This is a genomic window from Mesorhizobium sp. U510 (assembly GCF_059180695.1).
Map to the genome: position 1 here is coordinate 304,736 of NZ_CP180531.1, position 24,378 is coordinate 329,113.

Genomic DNA, 24,378 nt, shown 5'->3' on the forward strand with positions numbered 1-24,378 from the left:
ATCGCACTTCCCCGAATCACTGTCAAGAGTCGTGGCGCCGTTTCGGCGAGCAGGTTTCTTTTGCCTTCGTGAAAGGTGAGGGAAATGGAGAGTGGGTTTGCGACGACGCCCTTTGGGCGGCGGCCGATGACGCTTGCCTTGGTGAAGGCCAATGCCGCGTCGCGGCAGATTCCGGAAGGGGCCACCGTTGAGAAATGGCAGGTCTACCGGTGGCTATGCGAGGGCAAGTCGATTGTCGGCGTTGGCGATCGTGCCCTGGCGGTGCTGAGCGGGCTGTTGACGTTCTATCCTGACGACCAGATCAGCGAGGAAAACGGCTTGATGGTCTTCCCGTCGAACGCACAGCTATCTTTGCGGGCGCACGGCATGGCCGATTCAACGCTGAGAAGGAACCTGGCCGAGCTCGTGAGTTGCGGCCTGATCATTCGCCGCGACAGTCCGAACGGCAAGAGATTCGCTCGCAAGGGGCAGGGCGGTGCTGTCACGGAAGCCTTCGGATTCTCGTTGGCGCCTCTGCTGACACGGGCCGCGGAGTTTCAGCGCGCCGCCGAGCAGGTCCGCGCCGAGTGCCTGGCGCTGAAATTGATGCGGGAGCGGATCACGCTGCATCGCAGGGACGTCCAGAAGCTGGTCGAGGCGGCGATCGAGGAAGGGGTTCCTGGCGACTGGGGCGGCGTCTGGAGGCGGTTTCGGTCCATCGTGGATGCAATTCCGCGCCGGGCAGGGCGGTCACAGCTTGAAGGGATCGTTGCCGAGCTGACCGTACTCCATGATGAAGTGGATAGGATGCTGGAAAGCTTTACGAATTCCACGAATCCTGGCGGCAATGAGTCCCAAGCTGAGCGGCAGCAATCTAATTCAAACACAGACTCCATTTTTGTATTTGAACCGGCTTTCGAAAAAAGCAGGGCGGCCGTTGAGCCAAGACCGGCACCGGACGAGCGTTTGAAAAGCTATCCGATTGGACTGGTGCTGAGGGCCTGCCCCGAGATTGCGGACTATGCCCTCGACGGAATCGCCAACTGGCGCGATTTGATGCTCACCGCGGCCCAGGTGCGCGGCTACCTTGGCGTTTCACCGTCAGCCTATGAGGAGGCTTGCCATGTGATGGGTCAGGAAGTCGCCGCGATCGTGATTGCGTGTATTCTGCAGCGGGCACAGCACATCAATTCGGCCGGTGGCTATCTGCGCGTGCTGACGGAAAAGGCGAGGGCAGGGGAGTTCTCGGTCGGACCGATGCTGATGGCCGCGCTCAAGGCCAATGGCGCGGCAGCGAGGATGACGGGATGATTGGTTACAGGGTTCTTGGGGCAGGCTGCTCGGCGCTGCTCAAGGGCGCCTGGATAGGTCACGGCATGCGACCACCTATCGCCGGCGGGCTCCCGGCTTGAAAGCTGTCCGGAAATGCCATATCTTTTGCACAAGAAACATGACTCCCGATATGGTGGATAAAGGCTGTGGGCCAAGCACTCAAGATAGCCGAGCAGAATGGGCCTCTCATCTTGTCCTATATGGACCGGAACGGGAAGATTGCGATCGAGCAGGTGGCGGATGGGTTTGGCATGTCCAAGGGTCAGTTGGCCCAGACCGCCGGTCTTGCGCGTGAGACACTCTATCGCTCGGAGCGAAGTGCTGCGGTAAAGACCCAGGGGCGTCTGCGCGAAATGCTCGAGATCATCAGCCGCGTGAGCGATTGGGCGGGCGGCAAGGAACAGGCAATGGCCTGGTATCGGGCTCAGCCGCTTCCGGCATTTGGCGGACGCACTGCCGAAGCGCTGGTGAAGGATGGCAAGGCCGCCGCGGTCCGTGATTATCTCGATCACATGGCCGTTGGTGGTTTTGCGTGAGGTTCGTCAGAACCTGTTACAGGGCACACGATCCACGCTGGGCATTCAAGCCGACTTCCGGTGATGGAGCGGCGATGAGAGGCGCCCGGTTCAACCCCAAAGGCGTGCCGGCCCTCTATCTGGGGCTGACAATCATGACGGCGGTCAAGGAAGCCAACCAAGGCTTTGCGCACCGGATCGATCCTTGTGTCCTTTGCTCCTATGAGGTCGACTGCGACGACATCGTGGATCTGACAACGGAAGAGGCCAGGGGTGAGGAGGACATGGCCTGCGCCTGGGCGATGGCTCTGGGCGACGCAGAGCGCCCGGCGTCGTGGTCCATCTATGACCGGCTGCGGTCTCGCCATGTTGCTGGAATTGTGGTCCCAAGCTTCGCGCCAAGTGCCCAGGACGAGGATCGTAACCTGGTCCTTTGGGACTGGGGTCCGGACCTTCCGCATAAAGTAACTGTCTTCGATCCGAGCGGCCGGTTGCCGAAGGACCAGTTGTCTTGGTCATAGCGTGTTCGTGGAAGGGCAGGGGAGGGGACTGGTCCCAGCCTATAATCCGCTTGCCTTGGTGAGGTTGACACGGAAACGGTCACGCCGGCGCTGATAGCGGCGGGTCATCTCGGCGGAGGCATGGCCAAGCTGCTTTTGCACATATCGCTCGTCGACCTCGGCCGAGGAGGCCAGACCAGCACGCAGCGAATGGCCTGAAAACTTCATTTCCCGCTCGCTTTCGGACAAATCGCCCCGCACGCCTGCGGCCAGTGCCGCGCGCTTGACCAGCCGCGCCACTTCCTGGGCGTTCAGCCGTTCGGCGCCGACGGCCTTGCCTTTACCGGTCACGCGGCGGAAAACAGGCCCGTGCACGATACGCCCGAGCTTCAGCCAGGTCGTCACGGCAACCACGGGGCAGGTGCTGTCGGCCGATCCAAGACCGATTTCGACTTCGCGCCAACCAGTCTTGCCACGCAAGGTCACCAGAATGCCCTTGTCCAAAATCTCGAGCCAGCCGGACGAATCCTCAGTCTGGTCCCTGGCCACGTCGAGGCCGACGATTTCGGAGCGGCGCAGGCCGCCGGCGAAGCCCAGAAGCAGCATGGCCCGGTCGCGCAGACCGCGCAGGGTACCGCGATCCAGCGTCTCCAGCATCGCGATAAGATCCTCGGGCAGAATGGCTTCCTTCTGGGCCGGCGGTTTTGCGTGGGTATTGCGAATGCCGGCAAGCACGGTTGAGATGTGACGATCTTTTCGGTCGAGCGGGAGGCCCCGCTGGGCAAAATTCCAGGTGAGCGATGAAAGGCGCCGTTCGATCGTCGAAACCGCTTTCCTGTCCCCTCCAGATCCAGAGGCCAGGGCCGTGATATAGAGCCCGACGACCTGCGGATCCGGCGGCATGGTGTCAAAAGACTGACGCCGGCACCACGCCGAGAAATGTTTCCAGTCGGCAGCATACGCACGACGGGTGTTGGTTGAACTCGCCGCCTCGATATAGTCGCGGGCGCGGCCGGCGAGCGCGTCAAGATGGGCGGGAAGCCGCTCCATGCTGTCTGCCATAGGGGAGGGGGCTTTCTCCTGCTTCGCCGGGCGCCCCATCTCCATGACCAAGTCGATGATGTCGGGGAGATCGTCCTCTCCGGAAGCCACAGTGGCGTCCTGACCATCCTCAGTCATTGTCATGCTGCCTCGACATCTGTCTTGGAGAAGGCATTGCCGGCCTGGTGAACAGCCGCTGTCTTGCTGATGCCCCGGCGGCGTGCGAGCTCGTCGGCGGGGGCGACGGTTGCGGATTTTGGATGTTCAGGGGCAAGACAGGCTCCTTGGGTCTACCTTTTCGGCAATTTCTACCTGAATCGGCAAGCTTGTCCAGAATGAGCGATAATGCAAGATTATCATTCGTTTTGTCTTGCCGACAGGCTGTGCGTTTTGGCGCGAAAATCATCGCACAAAGCGCACGCGCGCGTTACCCTCGAAAGGATGATTCGCCTCGACCCCGCGACCGCCAGCCCCGCCCCACCGCCGACCGTCCCGGCTTGGGCGATCACAAGCGCCGGCGCGCCGAGCGCCGCCGCCGCCGCCTTCCGGGCCGGCGCTGCCCTGGGTGCCCTCGACACGCTTGCCCGCGCGGAGCCTGCCTGGGCCGGCGCCTGGCGGCAGCGGCTGGCGCTCAACTGCGCCGCCGCCAGCATGCGGCTCGCCGGCCGCGCCGAGGACGCGGCTGCCCTGCGCGACGCCTGGTATCTGTGCCAGGCCGGGGCCGACCCCGGCCCCGCCGGCACCATCTTTGGCGTCTGGCGGCAGTTGGCGGTGCAGCCGCCCCTCGCCAGCGCCGACCGGCTCGAAAAGATTGTCGACCAGCTCGGCCTCGCCTGGGATGGCGCTGCGCTCGCCGACCTCTGCACGGTGATCGAGGAAGTTGCGCGGTCGCCGCGGCCGGCGCCATTCGCCGCCGCGGCGACCGCCGCTCAAATCGTCGCCATGCGGCCCGATGCCGAGCTTTTGACCTGGTGGCTCGCCGACCTGGTGCTGGCGCAAAGCCTGGGCTGGCCGCGGCCGCTGCCGCTCCTGATGGCGCAGGCCTTTGGCCCATCCTTCCGCGCCGGGGCGGGCAGTGGCAAGCGCATCCGACCCGGGGAGGAGGATTTTGAACGGGCGGTCTGCGTTGCGCTGGTTCAAGCGGCGGCGGAGGCCTGCCGGTTGGCCGGCGAGTTGTCGCGCCGCGCCGAAAAGCTTCTCGCGGTGGCGCCAAAACTGCGCGCCAAGGGCGCTGCCGACGTGATCTTTCTGCTGCTCAGTGAAGACGCCGTCTCCGGCTCGCTGACGACCAAAGACCTCTCGCGTTTTGCGGCGCGGCGCTTGTTCGATCGGCTGCAGCAATTCGAGGTCGTGCGCGAGCTGTCGGGCCGCACCAGCTTTCGGCTGTTTGGGCTGTAGCGATGAGCGAAGCCTCTGCCCGCCGCAAACCGGACGATCCGCCGGCGCTGCTTGACACCGAGCTCGAGCACCTGCCGCCAGAACTGCGCTGGCGCGAATGGATGGGCCGCGTCGAAGCGGTGATCTTTGCCGCGAGCGAACCGGTTCCGCGCGAGGTGCTGGCGCGTGTCGTCGGCAAAAGCTGCAATCTCGAGCTGATCATCGACGACATTCGCGCCGAGCTCGCTGGCCGCCCCTACGAGCTCATGTCGGTCGCCGGCGGCTGGCAGCACCGGACCAAAAAAGCCTTTGGAGAGATCATTCACGCCGCATTCGGCACGGGCGCGGGGCAGGGGGCAAAAGACCTGTCGCAGTCGGAGGCGCTCGTTTTGATGTCCATTGCCTATTTCCAGCCGATCACGCGCTCGGAACTGTCGAGCTTTTTCGGCAAGGAGGTGTCGCGCGACCTGATCGGCGTGCTGCGGGCGCAGGATTTGATCGCTTCGGGGCCGCGCAGCCCGCAGCCGGGCGCGCCCTACACCTATGTGACGACGAAGAACTTTCTGTCGCAGTTCGGGCTCGACACGCTGCGCCAGCTGCCGGATTTCGAGGCGCTCGAGGACGCAGGGCTGCTGTCGAAGGAAAAGCTGCTGGCGGGAGATATTGCGACCGGATTGGCGAGTGGAGAGAGCGACGGGGACGGGGGAGAGCCAAAGACAGAGGTCGTTGAAGATGAAATGTCTTCAGCGGTGGTCTCTGGATCTCCTCAGCGACAGGTCCCAATCCACCGCCAGGACGATTGATCCTGTGCCTAGGCGAAACACAGCGATGACGTTTGATCTGACAAAATTGGGCTGGAAAGCCTTTTAGGATCTCGCCACGCCCATCGCGGCCGAGAGGCTCAAGCTCGATCGATAAGATCTTGCACTGCTCGCGCCACCTTCATCCTTGCTGATGAACCCGGCGCGTCAAAGATCATCGGCTCCGTTGACGTTAACTCTTGGCCGTGAGGCGCTCGTTCAGCATTCCAGGCCGACAAGTTATGGGCCTGACGGCGGCGAGTGCTCGATGACGCCAGACCTTCACGTGCCCGAATTGAACGGCGAAAGTCCTACGGCACCTTCTCACGGCGTCGAGTTGGTTGCCTCGGCGATCCGGTGCGGTGCTTTGAGACGTTCTGAGAAAAATGGATGAGATCGACGGACGCCGAAACTTTGATCGGAGGAATCCCGATCTCGACCGAATCGTGACTTCGCCGGATTCTAGCAATGATCGCCAGAGAACGGAAAGCCACGGGGGGTTGCCCGGCCTAAGGGACCGGGCGAGCCGTTCTTCTAGGATCCGTTTGACGTTGCGATCCGTCTCGTTGCTGTCGCCGATGAGAATCTTTGACTTGTCGATCTGGATTATCGTTGGAACCGACGCCTCTTGGATCCTTGATAACCTCGTCGCGTTGCGGATCTTTTGCGAGCTGCCTCAGGGCATCCGCGACGTGTTCGTCTTCCTCCGCGGGCCGCCTTTCGCGAAGCTGCACCGCTGCCCGTTCGCTCGCGGAATACATGGACGAAGGCTTTCCGGTTGGCGGTGGCGGCGGGTCACCTGCTGCGCGCTTTCTTTACTCAAGCCAAGCAGCTTGGCTTACCTCGTCGCCCCAACCCAAGCTCCGGTGGATTGTTGCGGCCAATCGAAGAGGCCGAGCCCTTGCGGAATACCCCTGTGCCCTACCACGTTTGGAATGCATGAACGTCGACGTCATTGCTGCGGAATATTCGATCGCGGCATTGCGGGGGATATCACCGCGATGCTCGACAATGATGCCGGCAGCAATCGTAGCTGCGGAGAGGGCAGTGAAGAGCCCCTGCGAGGCAATCGGGTCGAACGCGGCGGCCGCGTCGCCGATAGCGATCCAACCAGGCCCGGCATGATGGCTCAGGCAGGTGGAGGAAGCATTGCTGATGCTGCCTGCCTCGGCTATTCGTCATTCTATATCAGTGCAGTAAAATGATCATTATCTTATATCAAAGGGTTGACGAAACGCGTGCGTCCTGCCAGATATAATATCCTGATCACTTTGGCATATTTGATCCGGATTCAACATCATGGCCTACCAGAGCGAAAACCTGATCGCGCAAGTACGCGAGGTTCGCGAGGCTTCCGGCATTAGTCAACGCGCGCTCAGCGAGCGGGCCGGGCTGACGCAGAGCCATATCTCGCAGATCGAAGGCGGCAAGATGGAGCCGGGGCTTTCCAGCTTCATAGATCTGACTCGGGCGCTCGATCTCGAGGTCATGCTCGTGCCGAAGAAGCTCGTGTCGGCTGTACTTGGCCTGGTAAAGGCTCAGGCGACGCCCGACATGCATATCCATGCCGGTCAGCCAAACGACAAGCGTTTTGCCCGTGCCGAGCGCTTGGTCAAGAAAATGAAGCACCTTTACGGCAGCTCAGCCGACCTCGATAGCATCGAGGATACGCTGCGCTTTCTGCGGAGGGTGAATCTCGGCGATCAAGAGGCGCAGAGCGTGCGCGAACTGATCGCCCGCCTCGAGCGCTATCAGGCGAGCGCCCAAGCAGCACCCATCTTGCACGACATCGCGCAGAACCTGCAGGGCCTTCGCAACTCGATCGCCCATCCCATTCCGTCGGAACCGCGACCTGCCTATTCGCTGGACGATGGAGACACGGATGCCTGATGTCTCGGTTCTCGATGTACGGCTCTACAACCAGCCTATTGGCACGCTAACCCACCTGCAGGGCGATCGGACGATATTTGCGTTCAACGAAGACTATGTCGATAACCCGGATCGGCCGACCCTTAGCCTGTCGTTCAAGGACGACCTGGGCGGCCTCATCACCAGGATTCGCCCGACACAAAGGGTAGTGCCGCCATTCTTCTCGAACCTGTTGCCGGAGGGGGGGTTGCGTCGCTATCTTGCCGAGCGGGCCGGGGTCAATCAGCAGCGCGAATTCTTCCTGCTCTGGGTGCTGGGGCTCGACCTGCCCGGAGCGCTGTCGATCCATCCTGCGGTCGGTTACGGTCTTCCTCCTGGTGATGACGAGGATCTTCCGAAGAACGCCAAGCCCAATGCGCTGCGCTTCTCGCTCGCCGGTGTGCAACTCAAGTTCTCTGCGTTTCAAAACGCAGGCAAGGGCGGCGGCCTGACCATTCCCGCCGAGGGCGTTGGGGGGGCTTGGATCGTGAAGCTCCCGTCCCAGCAGTTCACCGGCGTTCCTGAAAACGAGTTTTCGATGATGACGATCGCCGGGATGATCGGCATGCAGGTGCCAAACATCAACCTGGTTGATCTAGATGCAATCACCGGTATTCCCGAAGGGGTGGGTGAATTAAAAGGGCAGGCGCTTGCTGTCAGCCGCTTCGACCGAACTCGTGACGGTCCTGTCCACACCGAAGATTTCGCGCAGGTGTTCGGCGTATTCCCGGACGACAAGTACAAGCGTGCAAGCTACGCCAACATCGCGCGCGTGATCGGCACCGAGGCGGGCGATGTTGGCGCGGCCGAGTTCATTCGCCGCCTCGTATTCAGCGCACTGATCGGCAATGGCGACATGCACCTCAAAAACTGGTCGCTGATCTATCCAGACCGGCGCTCGGCCGCGCTCTCGCCGGCCTACGACCTGGTGTCGACCATCCCCTATATGAAGGGCGAGGATACGGCTGCGCTTAATTACTCTCGCACGAAAAAGATGGCCAGGCTCGATACCGATGAGCTTCGGCATCTGGCGGCCAAGGCTCTTGTGCCGGAAAAGCTTGTCATCGACACTGCCGCGGAAACCGTCCAAAGGTTTCGGCAAGTCTGGAAGGCTGAGATAACGCATCTTCCTCTGGCCGCTACCGTCGTGAAAGCAATCGACGCGCACGCTCCCACTGTGCCACTATTTAGCGAACTCGCATGATCAAGGCTGGCCTCGGCACGCCGTCCCCTCGAGAGCATTCGATCTGGCGCATCCTACCGGGTCTCCGAGGTCTTTTGTAAAGTCTATGATATCTTGCGCGTCTGAGTGTCCGCGTTTTTCAGCCCCGACGATGTGCATCATGGCGAAAGCGCACGCGTCTCTCCCAGAACATCGATTTGTCCTTCCGCCTTGCCGTGGATCATGGGCCGTCATATCTGGATCCCTCCGTTGCCCAACGCTGTCGGGTTTTGCTACCGAGGCTTTGCCGGGAGAGCGCATGCTATGGCATTTCGATTTGTTCATACGGCAGACATCCATCTCGACTCGCCTTTGCGTTCGCTTGCTCTCAGAAATTCTGAGCTAGCTGAGCTCGTCGGGGATGCCAGCCGCCAGGCGTTCACCGCGATTGTGGATCTATGCCTGGCCGAAGATGTCGATGCGCTGGTGATCGCCGGCGATCTTTACGATGGCGACCAGACTTCGATGAAGACGGCGCGCTTCCTTTCCGCGCAGATGGCGCGTCTCTATCAAGCTGGCGTCAGAGTCTACATGATTCGCGGCAATCATGACGCTATGTCTAGGATTACGAAGCAGCTTGTCATGCCCGACACGGTGACCATTTTTGGAGGCCGCTGCCAATCGGTGATCCAGCCTGGCTCTGGAGTGGACGTTGCTTTCCATGGGCTGAGCTTCGCCAGCCCCAAGGCGCCCGAAAGCCTCTTGCCCAAATATGCCGCCCCGCATGAGGGCGCTGCCAACATCGGCATCATGCATACGAGTCTGGCCGGTTCCCCGGCCCACGATGTCTATGCACCCTGCAGCGTCGCCGATCTGCACGGCCACGGCTTTGACTATTGGGCACTTGGCCATGTCCACATTCGCCAGGTCTATTCCGGTGCGAGCACGCTGGTAATGCCGGGGATCCCTCAGGGAAGGGACATCAACGAGGCAGGCGAGAAATCGGTCACGCTGGTCACTATCCGCGATGATCGCTCGGTCGAGATTGAGGAGAGGCTCACCAGTGTCGCGCAGTTCGAGCGGGTGAGTGTCGATCTGACCGGGGCATTGGAGTGGAGTGAAGCCATCGTCCGTGTCCGAGCAAGGCTGGAGCAATCCCGGGAGATTGCCAGATCGCGATACCTTGTTACCCGCCTTCGCCTGATCGGCACGTCTGCCCTTTCATGGTCGCTGATGCGCGACCGCGACTTGGCCGTCGCTGAATCTGAGCAGGCAGCGGAGCAGGTGGGCGACACCTGGGTGGAGAAGCTGGAGCTTGATCTTTCGGCTTCCGCTGTCGGAGATTCGGGCAATGTTGCCGATCCCACTTTGGAGCTCGCTCAATCAATGCGCGCCAATGCGAGCTCGGAAGCATTTCGATCCGAAGCGCGCGAATTCGTGTTGAAGACGATCGCGGACCTGCCGCCCGATGCGCGGGGCTTCGCCGGCAACGACGAAGCAGGGCTCGAACAGTTTCTCGACGATGTGCTTGCCGGAAGCGTAGACTTGGTCACGGCCCGGCTCAAGGCAGGCGCGACGCGATGAGATTGCGGCGCCTTGACTTGATCCGCTATGGCAAGTTTACCGATAAAGCGATCGACTTCGGGGAGAAGCCGGCTTCGGACCCGGATTTGCATATCGTCTTCGGCCTGAATGAGGCCGGCAAGTCGACAGCGCTTTCCGCCTATTTGGATCTGCTCTTTGGCATCGAGGAGCGCAGCCGCTATAATTTTCTGCACGAATATAGCTCCATGCGCATCGGCGGGTTGCTGGAATTCGAGGGACGGACGCTTGGCGTCTCACGCACCAAAAGCCGCGGCAACTCCCTGCACGACGCTGAAGGCAGGCCGCTCAGCGAAATTGCCATTTCGGCTAACCTCACGGGCTTGTCCCGAGATGCCTACAGCAGCATGTTCTCGCTCGATGACGAGACGCTGGAAGCGGGCGGCAAGGCGATCCTTGAATCGCGTGGCGATCTCGGCAAGCTCCTTTTCACTGCCAGCGCCGGGCTTGGGCATGCCAGCGACGTCCTGGCTGCACTGGATACGGAGGCAGACGGTCTTCATCGCAAACAGGCCCAGAGCACCGAAATCGCGTTGCTGAAGAAGCGGTTCGCGGAGCTCAAGTTACGCAAGGAGGCGATCGACACGCTGGCCTCGACATTCGAGGCGCTCGAGGCGGAAAGGGTGGAAGCCCAGGACAAGTATGACCGCAGCCTGGCTGAACGCGCGGTGTTGTCGGCGCGGCTCGCCGCGATCGAACGATATGCGCGCGCCGCGCCGCTCCTTGCCGAAATAAAACGCAAGGCAAGCAGGCTGGCTGAGCTGCCTGACACGCCGTCTCCTTCCCGAACCTGGAGTGGCAGCATCGCGGAATTGATCGATCAGGATGCCCGTTTGAGAACCCGCCTCCAGGCCAATGCCGATGAGATCGAGCGCGCGAAGGCAAAGATCGAAGCAATCGCTGTCGATGAGGCTGTGCTGGCGATCTCGGAGCAGGTGCGAGGACTTGCCGATCGCAAGGCGCGCTATCTGTCCGCGGGCATGGATCTGCCGACCCGCAAGATGGAAGTCCAGATGCTCGACCAGATCGTGGCGACTTGTCTCGCCGCGCTCGGAAGGTCGGCCGAACAGGATCCGTCCCGGCTCATTCTGCCTGCCTTTGTGGTCGGCACCCTTCGCAACATGATCGAGCAACGCTCCGGGATCACGACGAGCCTGCAGATGGCCCGCGATGAAGCCGCTGCCACGCTCGACGGGCTCAACGCTGCGCGAGGCCGAGTTGGCGAGGAGAGGGCTGTGCCCGAGCCCGCAAGAGCCAGATTGATGGCAGCCGTGTCGGGGGCGAAGCAGAGTAGTTACATACGCGAAATTCGAGAGGCGCGCGCCTTGGAGGTCGAGCGGCAAATAAGGCTGGCGGATGCGATGCGGCGCCTCCAGCCGTGGTCAGATGCCGACGTACTTTCGAAGATGTCGGTCCCGCCGCCGACGCAGGTGGCTGCCTGGAAAACACTGGCCGCGGACCTTCAAAGGGACAAGGCAGTCTTCACCGAGCGTCTGGCTGAGTATGAACAAAGTCGGATTACTACTTCGTCACGGTTGGCTACTGTCCGCGCCTCCGCCAATCTCGCTGACGATGAAACAGCCGCAGCCATACGACGTGAGAGAGACGAGGCCTGGCGAAGTCACCGGGCGGACCTCAAGGCTGAAACTGCGGACCTGTTTGCCACAGCATTGGCCAAGGATGATCATGTCGGGGCTGGACGATTGGCCCATGCGAGCGAGCTCGCAGATCTGCGCGCAGTGAAACAAAAGGTTGCCGAGACCGAAGCGGCAATAGAGCGCGCAAGCTGCCAGCTCGCCGGGGCGTCGCAGCGCGCAGAGATAGCGTCCGCTGAAATCAAGGAGGCAGCTAGCGCCTTACTTCAGGATTGCCAGGCGCAGTCGCTCGACCTTTTGATAGGACTTCTCGAAGAGCGACTTTCCGCACGCGCTGACGCGCTTGCCTCTTGGGACGACATTCTGCTCGCACGCGCACGGATTGAATGCGCAATAGCCGAGGGAGAGCGGATTCATCTCGCATTGGCCTCGGCTCTTCAAAGCGTTGGAATTCAGCCGGACGCTGGTGAGGCCCTGGAAGCAACGGTTGTAGCCGCCGACCGCTTTCTCGATAGGCAGGCGAAGGTCGATGCCGAACGAGCGGAAGGGCTGAGGAGCATCGCCGCGAAGGAAGAGGAGCTGGCCGCCAGGCGGCTCGCTGTTGAAATTGCTGAAAGGCGAGAGGGTGCATGGCAGGCCGAGGTCAAGGAAACGCTGAAGGGCACTTGGCTCGAAGAAGGCATTGCCGGGACAGGCCTTGGCAGTGTACTCGACCAGTTGTCGGAGCTGTCGAAGGCCCTGCAGGATCGTGAGGCCATGCGCATCCGCATCCGCAAGATGGAGGCGGATAGGACTGCATTTGCCGAAGAGGTGGCCAGCCTCGGTGCGCAGGGCGGCGAGTGTGTGAGCGACGAGGCGCCAGAGCAGGTTAGCGTCAGGCTGACAGAGCGTCTCGAGCAAGCTGAACGTGCTCGAGAGGCGAGGGCAAATCTCCTCCTTGATGTTCAGAAATTGCGCGTGGTTCGAGAGGCTCTGAAAGCCGAGGTCGCGGCAAACGACACGACGAAACAGGAAGTGCTCGATGCCTTTGGGGTAAGAACTCTGCGGGAGGTCTCAAAGCGCGATGAACAGCTTCGCGAGCGAGATGGCCTGCAGAGCACCGTGGCCGAGCTAGAAGAACGGCTGACGAGCGAGCTCGCCCTTGAGGACTTCGCCCAGACGCGCTCATTGCTGGAGAGCGTCGATCTCGACGAGTTGGCAATTGAAAAGGCCGAAATCGAGCGGCGCCTCGCTGACCTCGATGAAGCATTGCAACAGCAACTCGTCCGGCGTACCCGAGCGACCGACAAGCTCGACGCGATTGGCGGCGACAGCCAAGTTGCCCGCATCGATGCCGGGCGCCGCACCGTGCTTCTCGAAATCGAGGAGAAGGCTGCCCGTTATATCGAATTGAAGCTCGGTGTCATGTCGGCGGCAAGCGCGCTCCGGGTCTACCGCGAACGTCACCGCTCTGGAATGATGAGCCAGGCCTCCGACGCCTTCGCGCTGATCACGCGCGGCCAGTACACAGGCTTGACGACCCAGCCGGTAAAGGGCGGTGAGGTCCTCATCGCCACGCAGCGGGATGGCCAATCGAAGGTCGCAGACGCTTTGTCGAAAGGCGCGCGTTTTCAACTCTACCTGGCTCTCCGCCTCGCCGGATATTACGAGTTTGCCAAGCTCAGGCCGTCCGTTCCGTTCATCGCTGATGACATCATGGAAACCTTTGACCATCTCCGGTCGGAGGAAGTTTTCCGACTGTTCAGTGAGATGGCTAATGTGGGGCAGGTGATCTACCTCACCCATCATAAACACCTGTGTGAGATTGCGAAGTCGGTTGTCCCTAACGTGGTCATCCACGAGCTCCGGTAATTCAAACGGCATTGTGGCGCACATTCTCGAAAAAGTGGAATCGCCAATGACCGCTTTGCGCCACATGTGGGCCGTCGAGATCAGTTTGGTCTAGTGCTGAAAGCAGACGGCGACAGCACCGGTGGCCGTAATTGCACCGGAACGGACGGCTAGAACAGCGGCCAGCCGAAACGCGCGCTGGTGGGCTTCCTGGCCTACTATTTGATACTGCGGGAAGACTGTTTCATCATCACGCGCAACTGCATCTTGTCGATAGTTGCGACGATGGCAGCCGCCAGCGCTTCCGCCTCATGGATCAACTCCGGCCCGTAAAGGCTGTTCACCGCTTCTTCGCTCGGCAGCACACCGGGCGGGCAGTGTTCCTCGATCGTGCGCCGGATCAGCATCAGGGCTGCCCGGCATTCGTCGGCTTCGACCTTCATAACCTTCAAACATGCAATTCGTCTAAAATGTTCCGGAACTATTTTAGCGCAGCCTCGGGCATGGCCCCTGGCGGCGGGCTCCAGGACGCACGGCAAGAGTTGGCGGCGTAGACAGCGGGCAAGCTCGTCGCCGGCGCTAGGGCGCTTGGCATCAAGCGGGCCAGATCGACGAAGAGGTCGCGAGGTGGGACGGCGCGTTCATGTGCGGCCTCTATCCAAAATGGTTGACATACAAGGACATGGCCCGCGGACTTTGGTCGGCGGGTTTTTCGTTGGCCTGCCAGCAGACGTCGGAGCACCTTACGTCAAGAGCTTGAAATACGGCTCCAAGTGCTGAAACCGGTGCGATGCTCGGCGAACGCTCGACAAAGGAAGTTTGAGATCGCAGCCCGCCACTCGCCGGCCGGCCATCCCCAGAATATCCGAACATATTGGAATAGACCTATGTGACGACGAGGTCATTTCTCTCGCAGTTCGGGCTCGACACGCTGCGCCATCTGCCGGATTTCGAGGCGCTCGAGGACGCTGGACTGCTGTCGAAAGTGAGCTGCTGGCTCGGGATATTCCGGTTGGGCTGGCCAATAGGGAGGGGGAGGATGATGTCGTTGAGGAGCAGGTCTCGTGAGCGGAGCGTTGTTGCGTTGCGGCCACAGCAACAGTCCATAACTGAGAGCCAGGACGACTGGTCGCGCTGGAGCCGGTCAGCCTATGCTTCCGGCTCCAGTGGCTCATGCCGGCCCTCATACTGCCGAGTTCCGCCGATTTAGCGTGTCGCGGTCGATAACCCAGACGCCACGCGCTCGCTTGCGCTTGAGAAAACAACGAAGGCGAATACCAGCACGGCGGCAGCCACGATCAGTGAACCTACGGCGACGACGGGCTCAATTGTCGTATAGCCTTGGTGAAGCATCAGATACAGAGCTGGCAGCATTACCACCAATCCGACGTTGTAGAGGCCGAAGTGGACCATGGCGGTTCTCCGCGCTGCCTTTGCCGGATTAAGAGCGTAGTAGCCGCCAAAGATTGCACTTGTGACCCATCCGAGCAGATTGATGTGTGCGTGTGCAGGAAATGCACCGTGGTCGCCCGAGATTGCCATCTGCAAGCCGGCGCCGATCCCCAGAATGAGCCATACGATAGCTGTCTTAAAGAAAAGATCTGAAACCTTAGGCATGACACTTCCTCCCGAGAACGCCGATTTCAACAGGCTGATATTAGGTGTTACTGAAAAAGCAATGCAATCGAAATCCAAGGCCCCTTCCACAAAACCACGAAGGCCGGAAACTGGTATGAGTTGCACCCAAGATGGTTGAACTTACCTGACCGCGATCGAGTCTCAGCGGCGAAGCAGTCCTCGGGTGAGTACAGGCCACCGAGCCTTGCCGGCACGTGATAGAGCAGACGCAACCCAAGCCTGGCAAGAGGCGTTACGACACGCGGGCCGTATGGACAGCGGCAAATGAAAAAAGGCGCTAGGGAAGCTGCCAAATGCCAAGCATGAAAAGCCCGGCGCGGGGGAGCGCCGGGCTTTTCGTTGTAGTAGAGCGTCGCACTACTCAAAACCGGCCTGCGACGTCGTACAAAGTATATTAGAATTTATGAATAATCAGTTTCCGGGTTTCTGCGTCGACCGCACCCGGCGCTTCGTTTAGGATTCTTGCAAAATCAGCATTCCAACGCGTCGGCGCGCGCAGCAGCTCAACCATCATCGAGACGAACAATCTGGCGGAGACTTGTAAGCTGAAAGCTAAGGACGGCACCGATGAGATTCCGGCAACTGTGGCACTGGACAGTTGTGTGCTGGCGAGCTTCTTCCAACCTATCGGACTGTTGGTGGCGCGGCGTTGAAGGGCACGAAAGGCTAGCCAGCAGTTGGCGCAAGCTTCGCTTCCGCGAGGTCGTGCTAGGAACAAGGCCGGCGCGCTACTGCTGGAGCTTTAAGCGTTGCCCCGGCAGCACTCGGAACCTCTCAGCCGCGGCCGTCTACACCGCCGCTGCTTCCACCCGCTTGGCTAAAGACAACTGTACCGTCAGGTTTGCGAACTTCCACCGCCACGACGCCATCATCCTGCTGTCGGGCGGCGAAGGACGCCTGGGCATGCTCCCTGGCCTCTTTCTCTGCATCGAAGGGAATCATTTCAACCACGCCCTGCTTGCCGTACCAAATCACTCTGTAGACCATTGTTACAACGCTCCCAGTCCGCCGCACGCCAAACTATGCGCCCTGTCGCTGGGCCGGTCTATAGCGGGCCGCTGCTCGTTGGGATCCGTTTTGCTCTGACGGAGCCTGGGACGAAGCCGTCGCATCCCATCGCCCGGTCGTTCTCGAGGTCAAAACCGATCCAGAAGTGCCGCCACTCCCCCCGCACTTCACTTTTGAGCAGATCAGGAATCTGACCTAGTCCTCGACAAGGACGGCGCCGAAGAGATGGGCGTCATCCGTGGAACCGTCCGACAGGTGCCAAGTTCTATATTGCCGGGGCAAGACTGAATGGTCGGCGATTGGACGTCGGCACGTCCACGAACGAGGTCGTGACGCGCCAGTGAAGCGGGGCCGAGCGCGGCCTCGGCTACGCGAGCGAGGCGGAAATGACATCAAAGACACGGACCCCAACCATCCGACCATATGAGGGACCCGCTGGCGGCTGGGGGTCGGCAAAATCCGTCGCAGCGATTATGGCAAGAGAGCATGTCCCCTTGCGGGATCCAAAGCTACTTTCGATCCAGAACAAGCCTGAAGGGTATATGTGCGTCAGCTGCGCCTGGGCAAAGCCTGCTCAGCCACATCCGCTTGAGTTCTGCGAGAACGGCGCCAAGGCTACGGCGTGGGAGACGACGTCGCGTCGAGCCGGTCCGGCATTTTTTGCCAACCACACGCTGAGCGAACTGGAGACCTGGTCCGATCATGACCTTGAAGAACAAGGCCGCTTGACGCATCCCATGCGCTGGGATGCGGGGAGCGACAAATACGTTCCGGTTGCCTGGTCTGATGCCTTTGATGAGATTGGGACAGAGTTGCGCTCCCTCGATCCTAATCAGGTTGATCTCTACACATCCGGCCGTGCTTCGCTCGAGACCAGCTACATGTACCAGCTGTTCGCACGCATGTACGGCAGCAACAATCTGCCTGACAGCTCCAACATGTGTCACGAGAGTTCGTCCGTGGCGCTCCCGGAAAGCATCGGTTCATCCGTCGGAACGGCGATCCTGTCCGATTTCGATAACACCGACTGTATTTTCTACATCGCGCAGAACGTTGGAACCTCGTCGCCTCGGATGCTTCATGATCTCCAGGACGCAGTGAATCGGGGCGTCAAGATCGTCACCTTCAACCTGCTGCGCGAACGGGGGTTGGAGCGCTTTATCAATCCGCAGTCACCACAGATGCTGACCGGGAAAGAGACAAAGATCTCGTCGGAATATTATCAGGTGAGGAACGGCGGCGATATCGCGGCACTTTTCGGGGTATGCAAGGCGCTGATTGAAGCTGACGACGCCCTCAAGGCATCAGGCGCAAGCCGCGTGGCGGGGCAGGATGGGAAGCCGAAGGACCAGGACAATGCGGCGATGGTCGCCTTTGCGGCCTCGATGGCCTCGGCAGACAACAAGCACGTGCTCGATCACGATTTTATCCAGGAACACACCACTGGCTTTGAGGAATTTGCTCGGGCCGCGCGAGCCCATCAGTGGGACGAACTCGAACGCGTCTCGGGGCTGAGCCGCGCGGAGATGATGCAGGCTGCTAGCACCTACGCGAACGCCAGCGCCGTGATGATGATTTACGGCATGGGCCTGACGCAGCACCTCATGGGTGTCGAGAACGTTCACATGGTCTGCAACCTGGCGCTGCTGCGCGGCAATATCGGCAAGCCCGGAGCAAATATCTGCGCCGTCCGGGGCCATTCCAACGTGCAGGGCCAGCGCACCGTCGGGATCACCGAGAAACCCGGTCTGGCGCCGCTTGACAAGCTTTCCCAGCTCTACGGCTTTGAGCCGCCGACATGGACGGGCCGCTCGACGGTCGAAACCTGCGAAGCGATAATCAACGGCCAGTGCCGCGCGTTCATCAGCCTGGGCGGGAACTTCCTGAAAGCCATACCTGATACGGCCGCCATGGAAGAGGGATGGCGCAAGCTGCATCTGAGTGTTCAGATCGCGACAAAGCTCAATCGAAGCCATGTTCTGCACGGAGAGGTCGCCTATCTGCTGCCGTGCCTGGGGCGCATTGAAGTCGACCAGCAGGCAAGCGGTCCCCAGGCGGTGTCGATTGAAAGTTCCATTGCTCATTTCCACGGCTCTCGCGGCAAGGCAAAACCGGCCAGCTCCGAGCTTCTTTCCGAACCTGCCATCGTTGCTGGCATCGCGAAGGCTACGCTCGGAGAAACGAAGGTTCCGTGGGACGCCTGGGTCGGGAACTATGGGCAGATACGAGACGCCATCGAGCGCACGTACCCAGAGACGTTCAAGGATTTCAACAAGCGGCTTTTTCAACCTGGCGGATTTGCCAGGCCGTTGCCCGCGCGAGAACGCAAGTGGGTGACGAAAACGGGCAAGGCCAACTTCATCACGCCGCACAGATTGTTTCCCGAGTTCTCGACATCGGGGAGAGCCGACGTCCTTCATCTTTCGACACTGCGATCCAACGACCAGTTCAATACCACGATCTACGGATACAGCGATCGATTTCGTGGCGTTGAAGGCACCCGTCGGGTCGTGTTCATGAACGGCGAGGATATTAGCCGGCTGGGCTTCGTCGATGGCGACTACATCGATGTGACGACGGCGATCGACGATAACAACATTCGTAAAGTCACTGGCCTGAGGATCGTGCAGTACAACATTCCTAGGGGATGCTGTGCGGCGTATTACCCCGAGGCAAACCCGCTATTCCCTTTGGCTCACCATGACCCGAAGGCAAAAACCCCTTCCTATAAACTTCTGCCTGTGCGCCTCACCCGATCGAGCTTTAATCCCGATGGCTAACCAACTTATGGGCTGAGGGCCCCTTGATAGACACAAGAAACCCACACTGGGCATTCGTGGCGGCGGCGTTTCTGCTGATCGGTGTTGCTGCCTGGTTGGGCTGGTTTCGGCAGGCCAGGGAGCTTCGCACGGATCCCCCCGTTGCGGCCGATCTCGATCAATTCCGCCTCATGCCCAATGCGATTAGCGGAACACCGCCAGAGAGTTATTTTGCGCAGGGAAAGCTTTATGAAACGGACGCCTATAATCTGAGCCAGGGCAAGCGCCTTTACGCTTGGTTCGGGTGCTCGACATGCCATGGAGATGGGCGCGGCGGTGTCGGCCCCTCCTTCCTTGACGGCTGGTGGCTGTATGGTCCTGAAATGGTCTCCATCGTCGCCTCGATCCGTGATGGCCGCCCGCATGGCATGCCCGCCTTTCACGACCGCATGACCATCGAGCAGATCTGGCAGCTCGCGGGTTATGTCCAGGCGATCGGCTCCTATTCGCCGAAGTCAGCGGCCCCTAGCCGCAACGATGACAAGCAGACCCGCCCAGCCGAGAACCGCGGCCCTGCCAAGATTCTCTTCGATGAGGGCCCGGTGGGTGTCCATCCAGATCAGGGACCTTCGCCGTGAGAGCCCCTCGCATTGGTGTGTTGTCGACTGGTATTCTGGTGTCAGGCTGCAGTGGTAGCCAGTCTGCGCTTAACCCCTACGGGGCTCCCGCCATTCATGTCGAGCATCTGATCGTCGGGATAGTTGTCCTGTCCGGAGTGATCTGGTTGCTGGTGATGGTCATGCTTGCCCTGGCGCTCAGGCGGGGGCGTCGGGCCGAGACGGAAGGCCAGACATCGGAAGGTCGGCTCACAATGACGGTCTCGGCCGCAGTCGCGGTGACGGTGGCCACTATCGCCGGCATGACAATCGCCAGCTTCTACACCACCCGCAGCATCGGGCTCACGCAAAGTGCTGCCGTGACGATCACCGTGAGAGCACAGCAATGGTGGTGGCAGGTCATCTACGCCGGTTCCGACGGCACTTCCAACTTCCAGACCGCCAACGAAATCCATATCCCCGTCGGTCAAGATGTCCGGCTTCAGCTTGAAAGCGCGGACGTCGTCCATTCGTTCTGGGTTCCCAGCCTGGCCGGGAAGCAGGATCTCGTTCCGGGTCGCCCAAACGATTTGCTGCTTCGGGCGGAAAAGCCTGGCATCTATCGCGGCCAATGCGCCGAATTCTGCGGTCTGCAGCATAGCCATATGGCGGTTATGGTCATCGCGGAGGCTCCGTCCGATTACGCGCGCTGGATCACATCACAGCGCGCCGATGCGATGATGCCGGCCGATCCCGATGCCGCGTCGGGGCAGGCGGCCTTTCTGGCAAAGCCCTGCGCGGCCTGCCATACGATCCGAGGAACGCAAGCCACTGGTACGACGGGACCCGACCTGACGCATATTGGCAGTCGTCAGACAATCGCTGCCGGATTGCTGGAGACCACGCGCGGTTCGCTGGCGGCCTGGATTGCCGATCCGCAGACGCTGAAGCCGGGGAACAATATGCCGATGGTCCCGCTGACCAGCATCGAGCTCCAGAACATCTCCGCCTATATGGACAGTCTCAAATGAGTGCAGCAGCGGATCGCGAAGGCGTTCGGGACACCGGGATGGAAGCCGGGGAACTCGATCGTCGACTTGCCGCGACCTGGTCAACGCCCCCTGGCCTGTGGGGTGCCCTATCGACAATCGATCATAAGATTATCGGCCGCCGCTACATCGTCACGGCGTTTGTCTTCCTGGCGCTTGGCGGAGTGCTGTCTTTGCTGATGCGGCTGCAGCTGGCGCAACCCGAAGCCCGGTTCATCGGGCCCGATCGCTACAACCAGATTTTCACCATGCACGGCTCGAACATGATGTTCCTGTTCGCCGTGCCCGTCATGCAGGCGATGGCCATCTACCTCGTGCCCTTGATGGTGGGGACCCGACACATCGCATTCCCGCGCCTCAACGCGTTCTCCTACTGGATGTACCTTGCCGGCGGCCTGCTGTTGTGGGTCGCCTTCGCCGTTGATACCGGTCCGGACGTTGGGTGGTTCGCCTACGTACCGCTGTCGGGGCCCCAATATGCGGCCGGGAAGCGTGCCGACATATGGGCCCAGATGATCACCTTTACCGAGGTTTCCGCTCTCGCCATCGCCGTCGAAATCGTCGTCACCGTATTCAAGCAACGCGCCCCGGGCATGTCGCTGGACAGGATTCCGCTGTTCGTCTGGTCGATGCTGGTCACGTCCTTCCTGGTCATCCTCGCCATGCCGGCGATCATGATCGCCAGCACCAGCCTGATCCTCGATCGGCTCGTGGGGACGCATTTCTTCAACCCAGCCGAAGGCGGTGACGTGCTGCTGTGGCAGCATCTGTTCTGGTTCTTCGGCCACCCTGAGGTCTATATCATCTTCCTGCCGGCGGTGGGCATGGTCTCGAGCATCGTCGCCACATTCACACAGCGGCCGGTGTTCGGTTATCTGGCCATGGTGATGGCCTTGATCGCGACGGGCGTTCTGGCCTTCGGGCTGTGGGTGCATCATATGTTCGTGGCCGGTCTTCCGCGGCTGGGCGAAAGCTTCTTTACCGCCTCAAGCATGGCGATCGCCGTTCCCGCAGGCCTGCAGATCTTCTGTTGGCTGGCGACGATCTGGGCCGGACGGCCAATCTTCAAGACGCCGTTTTTGTTCGTCATCGGGTTCATCGTCGTCTTCGTCATTGGTGGACTGACCGGCGTGATGGTGGCGTCGGTTCCGTTCGATACCCAGGTTCACGACACCTATTTCGTCGTCGCGCATTTCCACTACGTCCTGGTCGGTGGCGCCGTGTTCCCCTTGCTGGGCGCGGTCTATTACTGGTTTCCGAAACTGACGGGCCGAATGATGAGCGAGACGCTTGGCCGCTGGTCGTTTGGGCTCATCTTCTCGGGTTTCAATCTGACTTTCTTCCCCATGCACATTCTCGGCCTGCAAGGCATGCCACGGCGCATCTACACCTATCAGCCGGAGATGCCGTGGTCCGGCCTGAACATGTTCATCAGTCTCAGCGGGATCGTTCTGGCCGCCGGTTTCCTGCTGTTCTTCATCGACGCCATACGCAGCGCCAGATCAGGTCCCATCGCACCAGCCAATCCGTGGGGCGCCTCGACGCTGGAGTGGGCGACGTCTTCGCCGCCGCCATCCTATAATTTTGCGCGGCTGCCGGTGGTCGAAAGCCTAGAGCCCTTGTCGGACAGATCGAATCCACTTGGATTCGTCGAGGGTCTGCACACGGACCGGCGCGAACTGCTTATCACCAGTGTCGTGGAAGCGCGTGCGGAAGCGCGTGAATCATCTGTCGGGAATTCGATTTGGCCGCTCCTGGCGGCGCTCGCTACGTCAGCAATGCTGATTTGGTCGATCTTTACCCCATGGGCCGTGGTCTGGGGCTCCATACCGATTGCAATAGCACTCATTGGCTGGTTCTGGCCCAAGGGCGACCCGGAGGACGAGTCATGAAGCATGGTGTCGTTCTTGACGTGACAAAGCTTCCCGCGCATGGCCTTGGCACCGCCAGCCTGTCTTGGTGGGGAACGCTCGCCTTCATGCTCATCGAAGGCACCGGTTTTGTCCTCTCGATCGTGATTTATCTCTATCTGATGAGCTTGGCACCGCGGTGGCCGCTGGATACGGCGCCGCCTGATCTGCTTGCAGGAACGACCCTGACAGTCGTTCTGCTTGTAAGCCTCATACCAAATGTCTTTGTCACACGCTGGGCGCGCACCCAAGACTTACGGAAAGTCCGAATTGGCCTCATCGTCATGTCGCTGTTCGGCGTCTTGCCGCTTATCCTACGTGTTTTCGAGTTTCCCGCCATGCACATCAAGTGGGATCAAAACGCCTATGGATCGATTGTATGGGTGATGCTCGGCCTCCATACGACACACATCCTGACCGACCTGGGTGAGACTGTCGTGCTGACCAGCCTGATGTTCACGCGCCATGGCGACAATGCACGGCGGTTTGGCGATGTGGACGACAATGCGATGTACTGGAACTTTGTGGTGCTGACGTGGTTGCCGATGTACGTCTGCCTTTATTGGGTTCCACGACTTTGACCAGACGCTGGCTGCGATACATGGGATTGGTTGTGCCGCCTGTCGCTTGGGCGGTCACCACCCAGCTTGGACAAATCACGCCGTACATGGATTGCCGTCAGAATTTTCCGTGGACGGTTGCTTTTTGTGCGGCGCTTCTAGCGGCCTCCATCGCTGGTGTCGTCGCATCACGCACGGGCTCCGCCGGATTGGCGAGATCCGAGCGATTTATCACCGACGCGGGTTTCCTGATCGCGCTGGCATTTGTGCTGGCGCTCTCGTTGCAGGGGGCGGCTACGATGCTGCTGGATCCGTGCCAACGCTGATCCGCACACTTGTCTTCTTGATCATCGCCAGCCCGGTTATGGCGCATGGGAACGAGGCGCACGGTTCGACTTACCCTTGGACGTCTGACCCGTGGATCGTCGTGCCGCTAGCTGTACTTGTCATACTGTACTTCGTGGGCGTCATAAGGTTGACCTGGCGGCTCAGCAGACCGGGCATGATGATGATCCGCGTCTTGCCGTACTGCGGCGGCATGCTGGCGTTGGCAGGTGCGCTGCTTTCGCCGCTTCATTGGCTTGGCGAACACCTCTTTACCTTCCATATGATCGAGCACGAGTTTGTCATGGCCGTGTCGGCCCCCTTGATCGTGCTGGCGCGGCCGGTGGGTATCCTGCTTTGGGGATTGCCCGGAAGAACGCGTCACGCCGCTGGCTCTGTGATGAGTATGGCCGTTGTCCGCAGGGCATGGGACTGGTGTACTGGCGCCACCAACGCGACCATCATTCACGGCGTCGCGATCTGGGTATGGCACGTGCCCGTCCTGTTCGACGCCGCCGTGACCGACATGTCCCTCCACCGCCTCCAGCATCTGAGCTTCTTCGCCACGGCGATCCTGTTTTGGTGGGCTATGGTCTGGCGAAGTGATTATGGCGCCTCGGCATGGCATTTGTTCCTGACCATGATCCACACCAGCATCCTGGGCGTCTTGTTGGCGCTTGCCCCGCGCGTGCTTTATGCCGCGCAGACCCAAACCGCGATGGACTGGGGACTAACGCCGCTGGAGGACCAGCAATTGGCGGGCATGATCATGTGGCTGCCCGCAGGAACGGTCTATGCGGCCGCGGCAATGACCATGCTGGCGCTCTGGATCCGGCACTCGGGCGGAAGAAAGACGCAAAATGTCTAGCTTGCTGGCCTCTGTTCCCGGTCGA

At 60.6% G+C, this 24,378-nt stretch carries 21 protein-coding genes and 1 pseudogene; 18 read left to right on the forward strand and 4 right to left on the reverse strand.

The window, feature by feature from the left end:
• Positions 1-84 precede the first annotated feature (84 nt).
• The 3 genes from repC (at position 85) to ACLGL5_RS01550 (ending at position 2,347) form a co-directional block, all read left to right on the forward strand.
• On the forward strand, positions 85-1,290 hold the full coding sequence (gene repC, locus ACLGL5_RS01540; protein ID WP_494372665.1) for a plasmid replication protein RepC: 1,206 nt from the start codon (positions 85-87) through the stop codon (positions 1,288-1,290).
• A 167-nt stretch (positions 1,291-1,457) separates the two neighbouring features.
• Positions 1,458-1,847 (forward strand): MbcA/ParS/Xre antitoxin family protein, encoded by a 390-nt coding sequence (locus tag ACLGL5_RS01545; RefSeq protein WP_027047916.1) that lies wholly within the window; start codon positions 1,458-1,460, stop codon positions 1,845-1,847.
• The gene (locus tag ACLGL5_RS01550) at positions 1,844-2,347 is read left to right on the forward strand and encodes an RES family NAD+ phosphorylase (protein WP_494372666.1); all 504 of its coding nucleotides are present in this window, start codon (positions 1,844-1,846) and stop codon (positions 2,345-2,347) included. Before ACLGL5_RS01545 ends, ACLGL5_RS01550 begins: the two co-directional genes overlap by 4 nt.
• Positions 2,348-2,386: 39 nt before the next feature.
• Here the strand turns inward: ACLGL5_RS01550 and ACLGL5_RS01555 are convergent, their stop codons facing one another.
• On the reverse strand, positions 2,387-3,511 hold the full coding sequence (locus ACLGL5_RS01555; protein ID WP_027047915.1) for a site-specific integrase: 1,125 nt from the start codon (positions 3,509-3,511) through the stop codon (positions 2,387-2,389).
• Between the two features lie 297 nt (positions 3,512-3,808).
• Between ACLGL5_RS01555 and ACLGL5_RS01560 the strand changes: the two genes are divergently transcribed.
• The 7 genes from ACLGL5_RS01560 (at position 3,809) to ACLGL5_RS01590 (ending at position 13,662) form a co-directional block, all read left to right on the forward strand.
• Entirely contained in the window at positions 3,809-4,765 is a 957-nt protein-coding gene (locus tag ACLGL5_RS01560) for a DUF1403 family protein (protein WP_494372667.1), read from the forward strand.
• 2 nt (positions 4,766-4,767) lie between these two features.
• Positions 4,768-5,547 carry an SMC-Scp complex subunit ScpB gene (scpB, locus tag ACLGL5_RS01565; RefSeq protein ID WP_494372668.1) on the forward strand — a complete coding sequence of 260 codons (780 nt, stop codon included), beginning with the start codon at positions 4,768-4,770 and terminating at the stop codon, positions 5,545-5,547.
• 998 nt (positions 5,548-6,545) lie between these two features.
• On the forward strand, positions 6,546-6,749 hold the full coding sequence (locus tag ACLGL5_RS01570) for a hypothetical protein (protein ID WP_494372669.1): 204 nt from the start codon (positions 6,546-6,548) through the stop codon (positions 6,747-6,749).
• Between the two features lie 94 nt (positions 6,750-6,843).
• Positions 6,844-7,434, forward strand: a complete 591-nt coding sequence (locus ACLGL5_RS01575) for a helix-turn-helix domain-containing protein (protein WP_494372670.1) — start codon at positions 6,844-6,846, stop codon at positions 7,432-7,434.
• A complete protein-coding gene (locus tag ACLGL5_RS01580; RefSeq protein ID WP_494372671.1) occupies positions 7,427-8,656 on the forward strand; it encodes a type II toxin-antitoxin system HipA family toxin in 1,230 nt (409 codons plus the stop codon). The genes ACLGL5_RS01575 and ACLGL5_RS01580 overlap by 8 nt, the downstream gene beginning before the upstream one ends.
• Before the next feature lie 282 nt (positions 8,657-8,938).
• On the forward strand, positions 8,939-10,198 hold the full coding sequence (locus tag ACLGL5_RS01585; protein WP_494372672.1) for a metallophosphoesterase family protein: 1,260 nt from the start codon (positions 8,939-8,941) through the stop codon (positions 10,196-10,198).
• 17 nt (positions 10,199-10,215) lie between these two features.
• Positions 10,216-13,662: an ATP-binding protein gene (locus ACLGL5_RS01590; RefSeq protein WP_494372673.1), complete on the forward strand. Its 3,447-nt coding sequence runs from the start codon at positions 10,216-10,218 to the stop codon at positions 13,660-13,662.
• A gap of 197 nt (positions 13,663-13,859) precedes the next feature.
• Here ACLGL5_RS01590 and ACLGL5_RS01595 read toward each other — a convergent pair whose 3' ends face one another.
• Entirely contained in the window at positions 13,860-14,084 is a 225-nt protein-coding gene (locus ACLGL5_RS01595) for a hypothetical protein (RefSeq protein WP_494372674.1), read from the reverse strand.
• 440 nt (positions 14,085-14,524) lie between these two features.
• On the opposite strand from ACLGL5_RS01595, the pseudogene ACLGL5_RS01600 reads away from it, so the two are divergent.
• Positions 14,525-14,709 (forward strand): annotated as a pseudogene (locus ACLGL5_RS01600) (SMC-Scp complex subunit ScpB); the annotation flags it as partial.
• A gap of 138 nt (positions 14,710-14,847) precedes the next feature.
• Here ACLGL5_RS01600 and ACLGL5_RS01605 read toward each other — a convergent pair.
• Positions 14,848-15,258 carry a hypothetical protein gene (locus ACLGL5_RS01605; RefSeq protein WP_494372735.1) on the reverse strand — a complete coding sequence of 137 codons (411 nt, stop codon included), beginning with the start codon at positions 15,256-15,258 and terminating at the stop codon, positions 14,848-14,850.
• A gap of 795 nt (positions 15,259-16,053) precedes the next feature.
• A complete protein-coding gene (locus tag ACLGL5_RS01610; RefSeq protein WP_494372675.1) occupies positions 16,054-16,266 on the reverse strand; it encodes a hypothetical protein in 213 nt (70 codons plus the stop codon).
• A 407-nt stretch (positions 16,267-16,673) separates the two neighbouring features.
• On the opposite strand from ACLGL5_RS01610, the gene ACLGL5_RS01615 reads away from it, so the two are divergent.
• The 7 genes from ACLGL5_RS01615 to ACLGL5_RS01645 all read left to right on the forward strand — a co-directional run bounded on the left by ACLGL5_RS01615 (position 16,674) and on the right by ACLGL5_RS01645 (position 24,353).
• Positions 16,674-19,067, forward strand: a complete 2,394-nt coding sequence (locus tag ACLGL5_RS01615) for an FdhF/YdeP family oxidoreductase (protein WP_494372676.1) — start codon at positions 16,674-16,676, stop codon at positions 19,065-19,067.
• A 56-nt stretch (positions 19,068-19,123) separates the two neighbouring features.
• Entirely contained in the window at positions 19,124-19,684 is a 561-nt protein-coding gene (locus ACLGL5_RS01620; RefSeq protein WP_494372736.1) for a c-type cytochrome, read from the forward strand.
• A complete protein-coding gene (gene coxB / locus ACLGL5_RS01625) occupies positions 19,681-20,673 on the forward strand; it encodes a cytochrome c oxidase subunit II (RefSeq protein ID WP_494372677.1) in 993 nt (330 codons plus the stop codon). The genes ACLGL5_RS01620 and coxB overlap by 4 nt, the downstream gene beginning before the upstream one ends.
• 38 nt (positions 20,674-20,711) lie before the next feature.
• Positions 20,712-22,583, forward strand: coding sequence for a cytochrome c oxidase subunit I (gene ctaD, locus ACLGL5_RS01630; protein WP_494372737.1), 1,872 nt, complete (start codon positions 20,712-20,714; stop codon positions 22,581-22,583).
• Positions 22,580-23,182 carry a cytochrome c oxidase subunit 3 gene (locus ACLGL5_RS01635; protein WP_494372678.1) on the forward strand — a complete coding sequence of 201 codons (603 nt, stop codon included), beginning with the start codon at positions 22,580-22,582 and terminating at the stop codon, positions 23,180-23,182. The genes ctaD and ACLGL5_RS01635 overlap by 4 nt, the downstream gene beginning before the upstream one ends.
• A 20-nt stretch (positions 23,183-23,202) precedes the next feature.
• On the forward strand, positions 23,203-23,487 hold the full coding sequence (locus ACLGL5_RS01640; protein WP_494372679.1) for a hypothetical protein: 285 nt from the start codon (positions 23,203-23,205) through the stop codon (positions 23,485-23,487).
• Between the two features lie 176 nt (positions 23,488-23,663).
• A complete protein-coding gene (locus ACLGL5_RS01645; RefSeq protein ID WP_494372680.1) occupies positions 23,664-24,353 on the forward strand; it encodes a cytochrome c oxidase assembly protein in 690 nt (229 codons plus the stop codon).
• Positions 24,354-24,378: the final 25 nt, after the last annotated feature.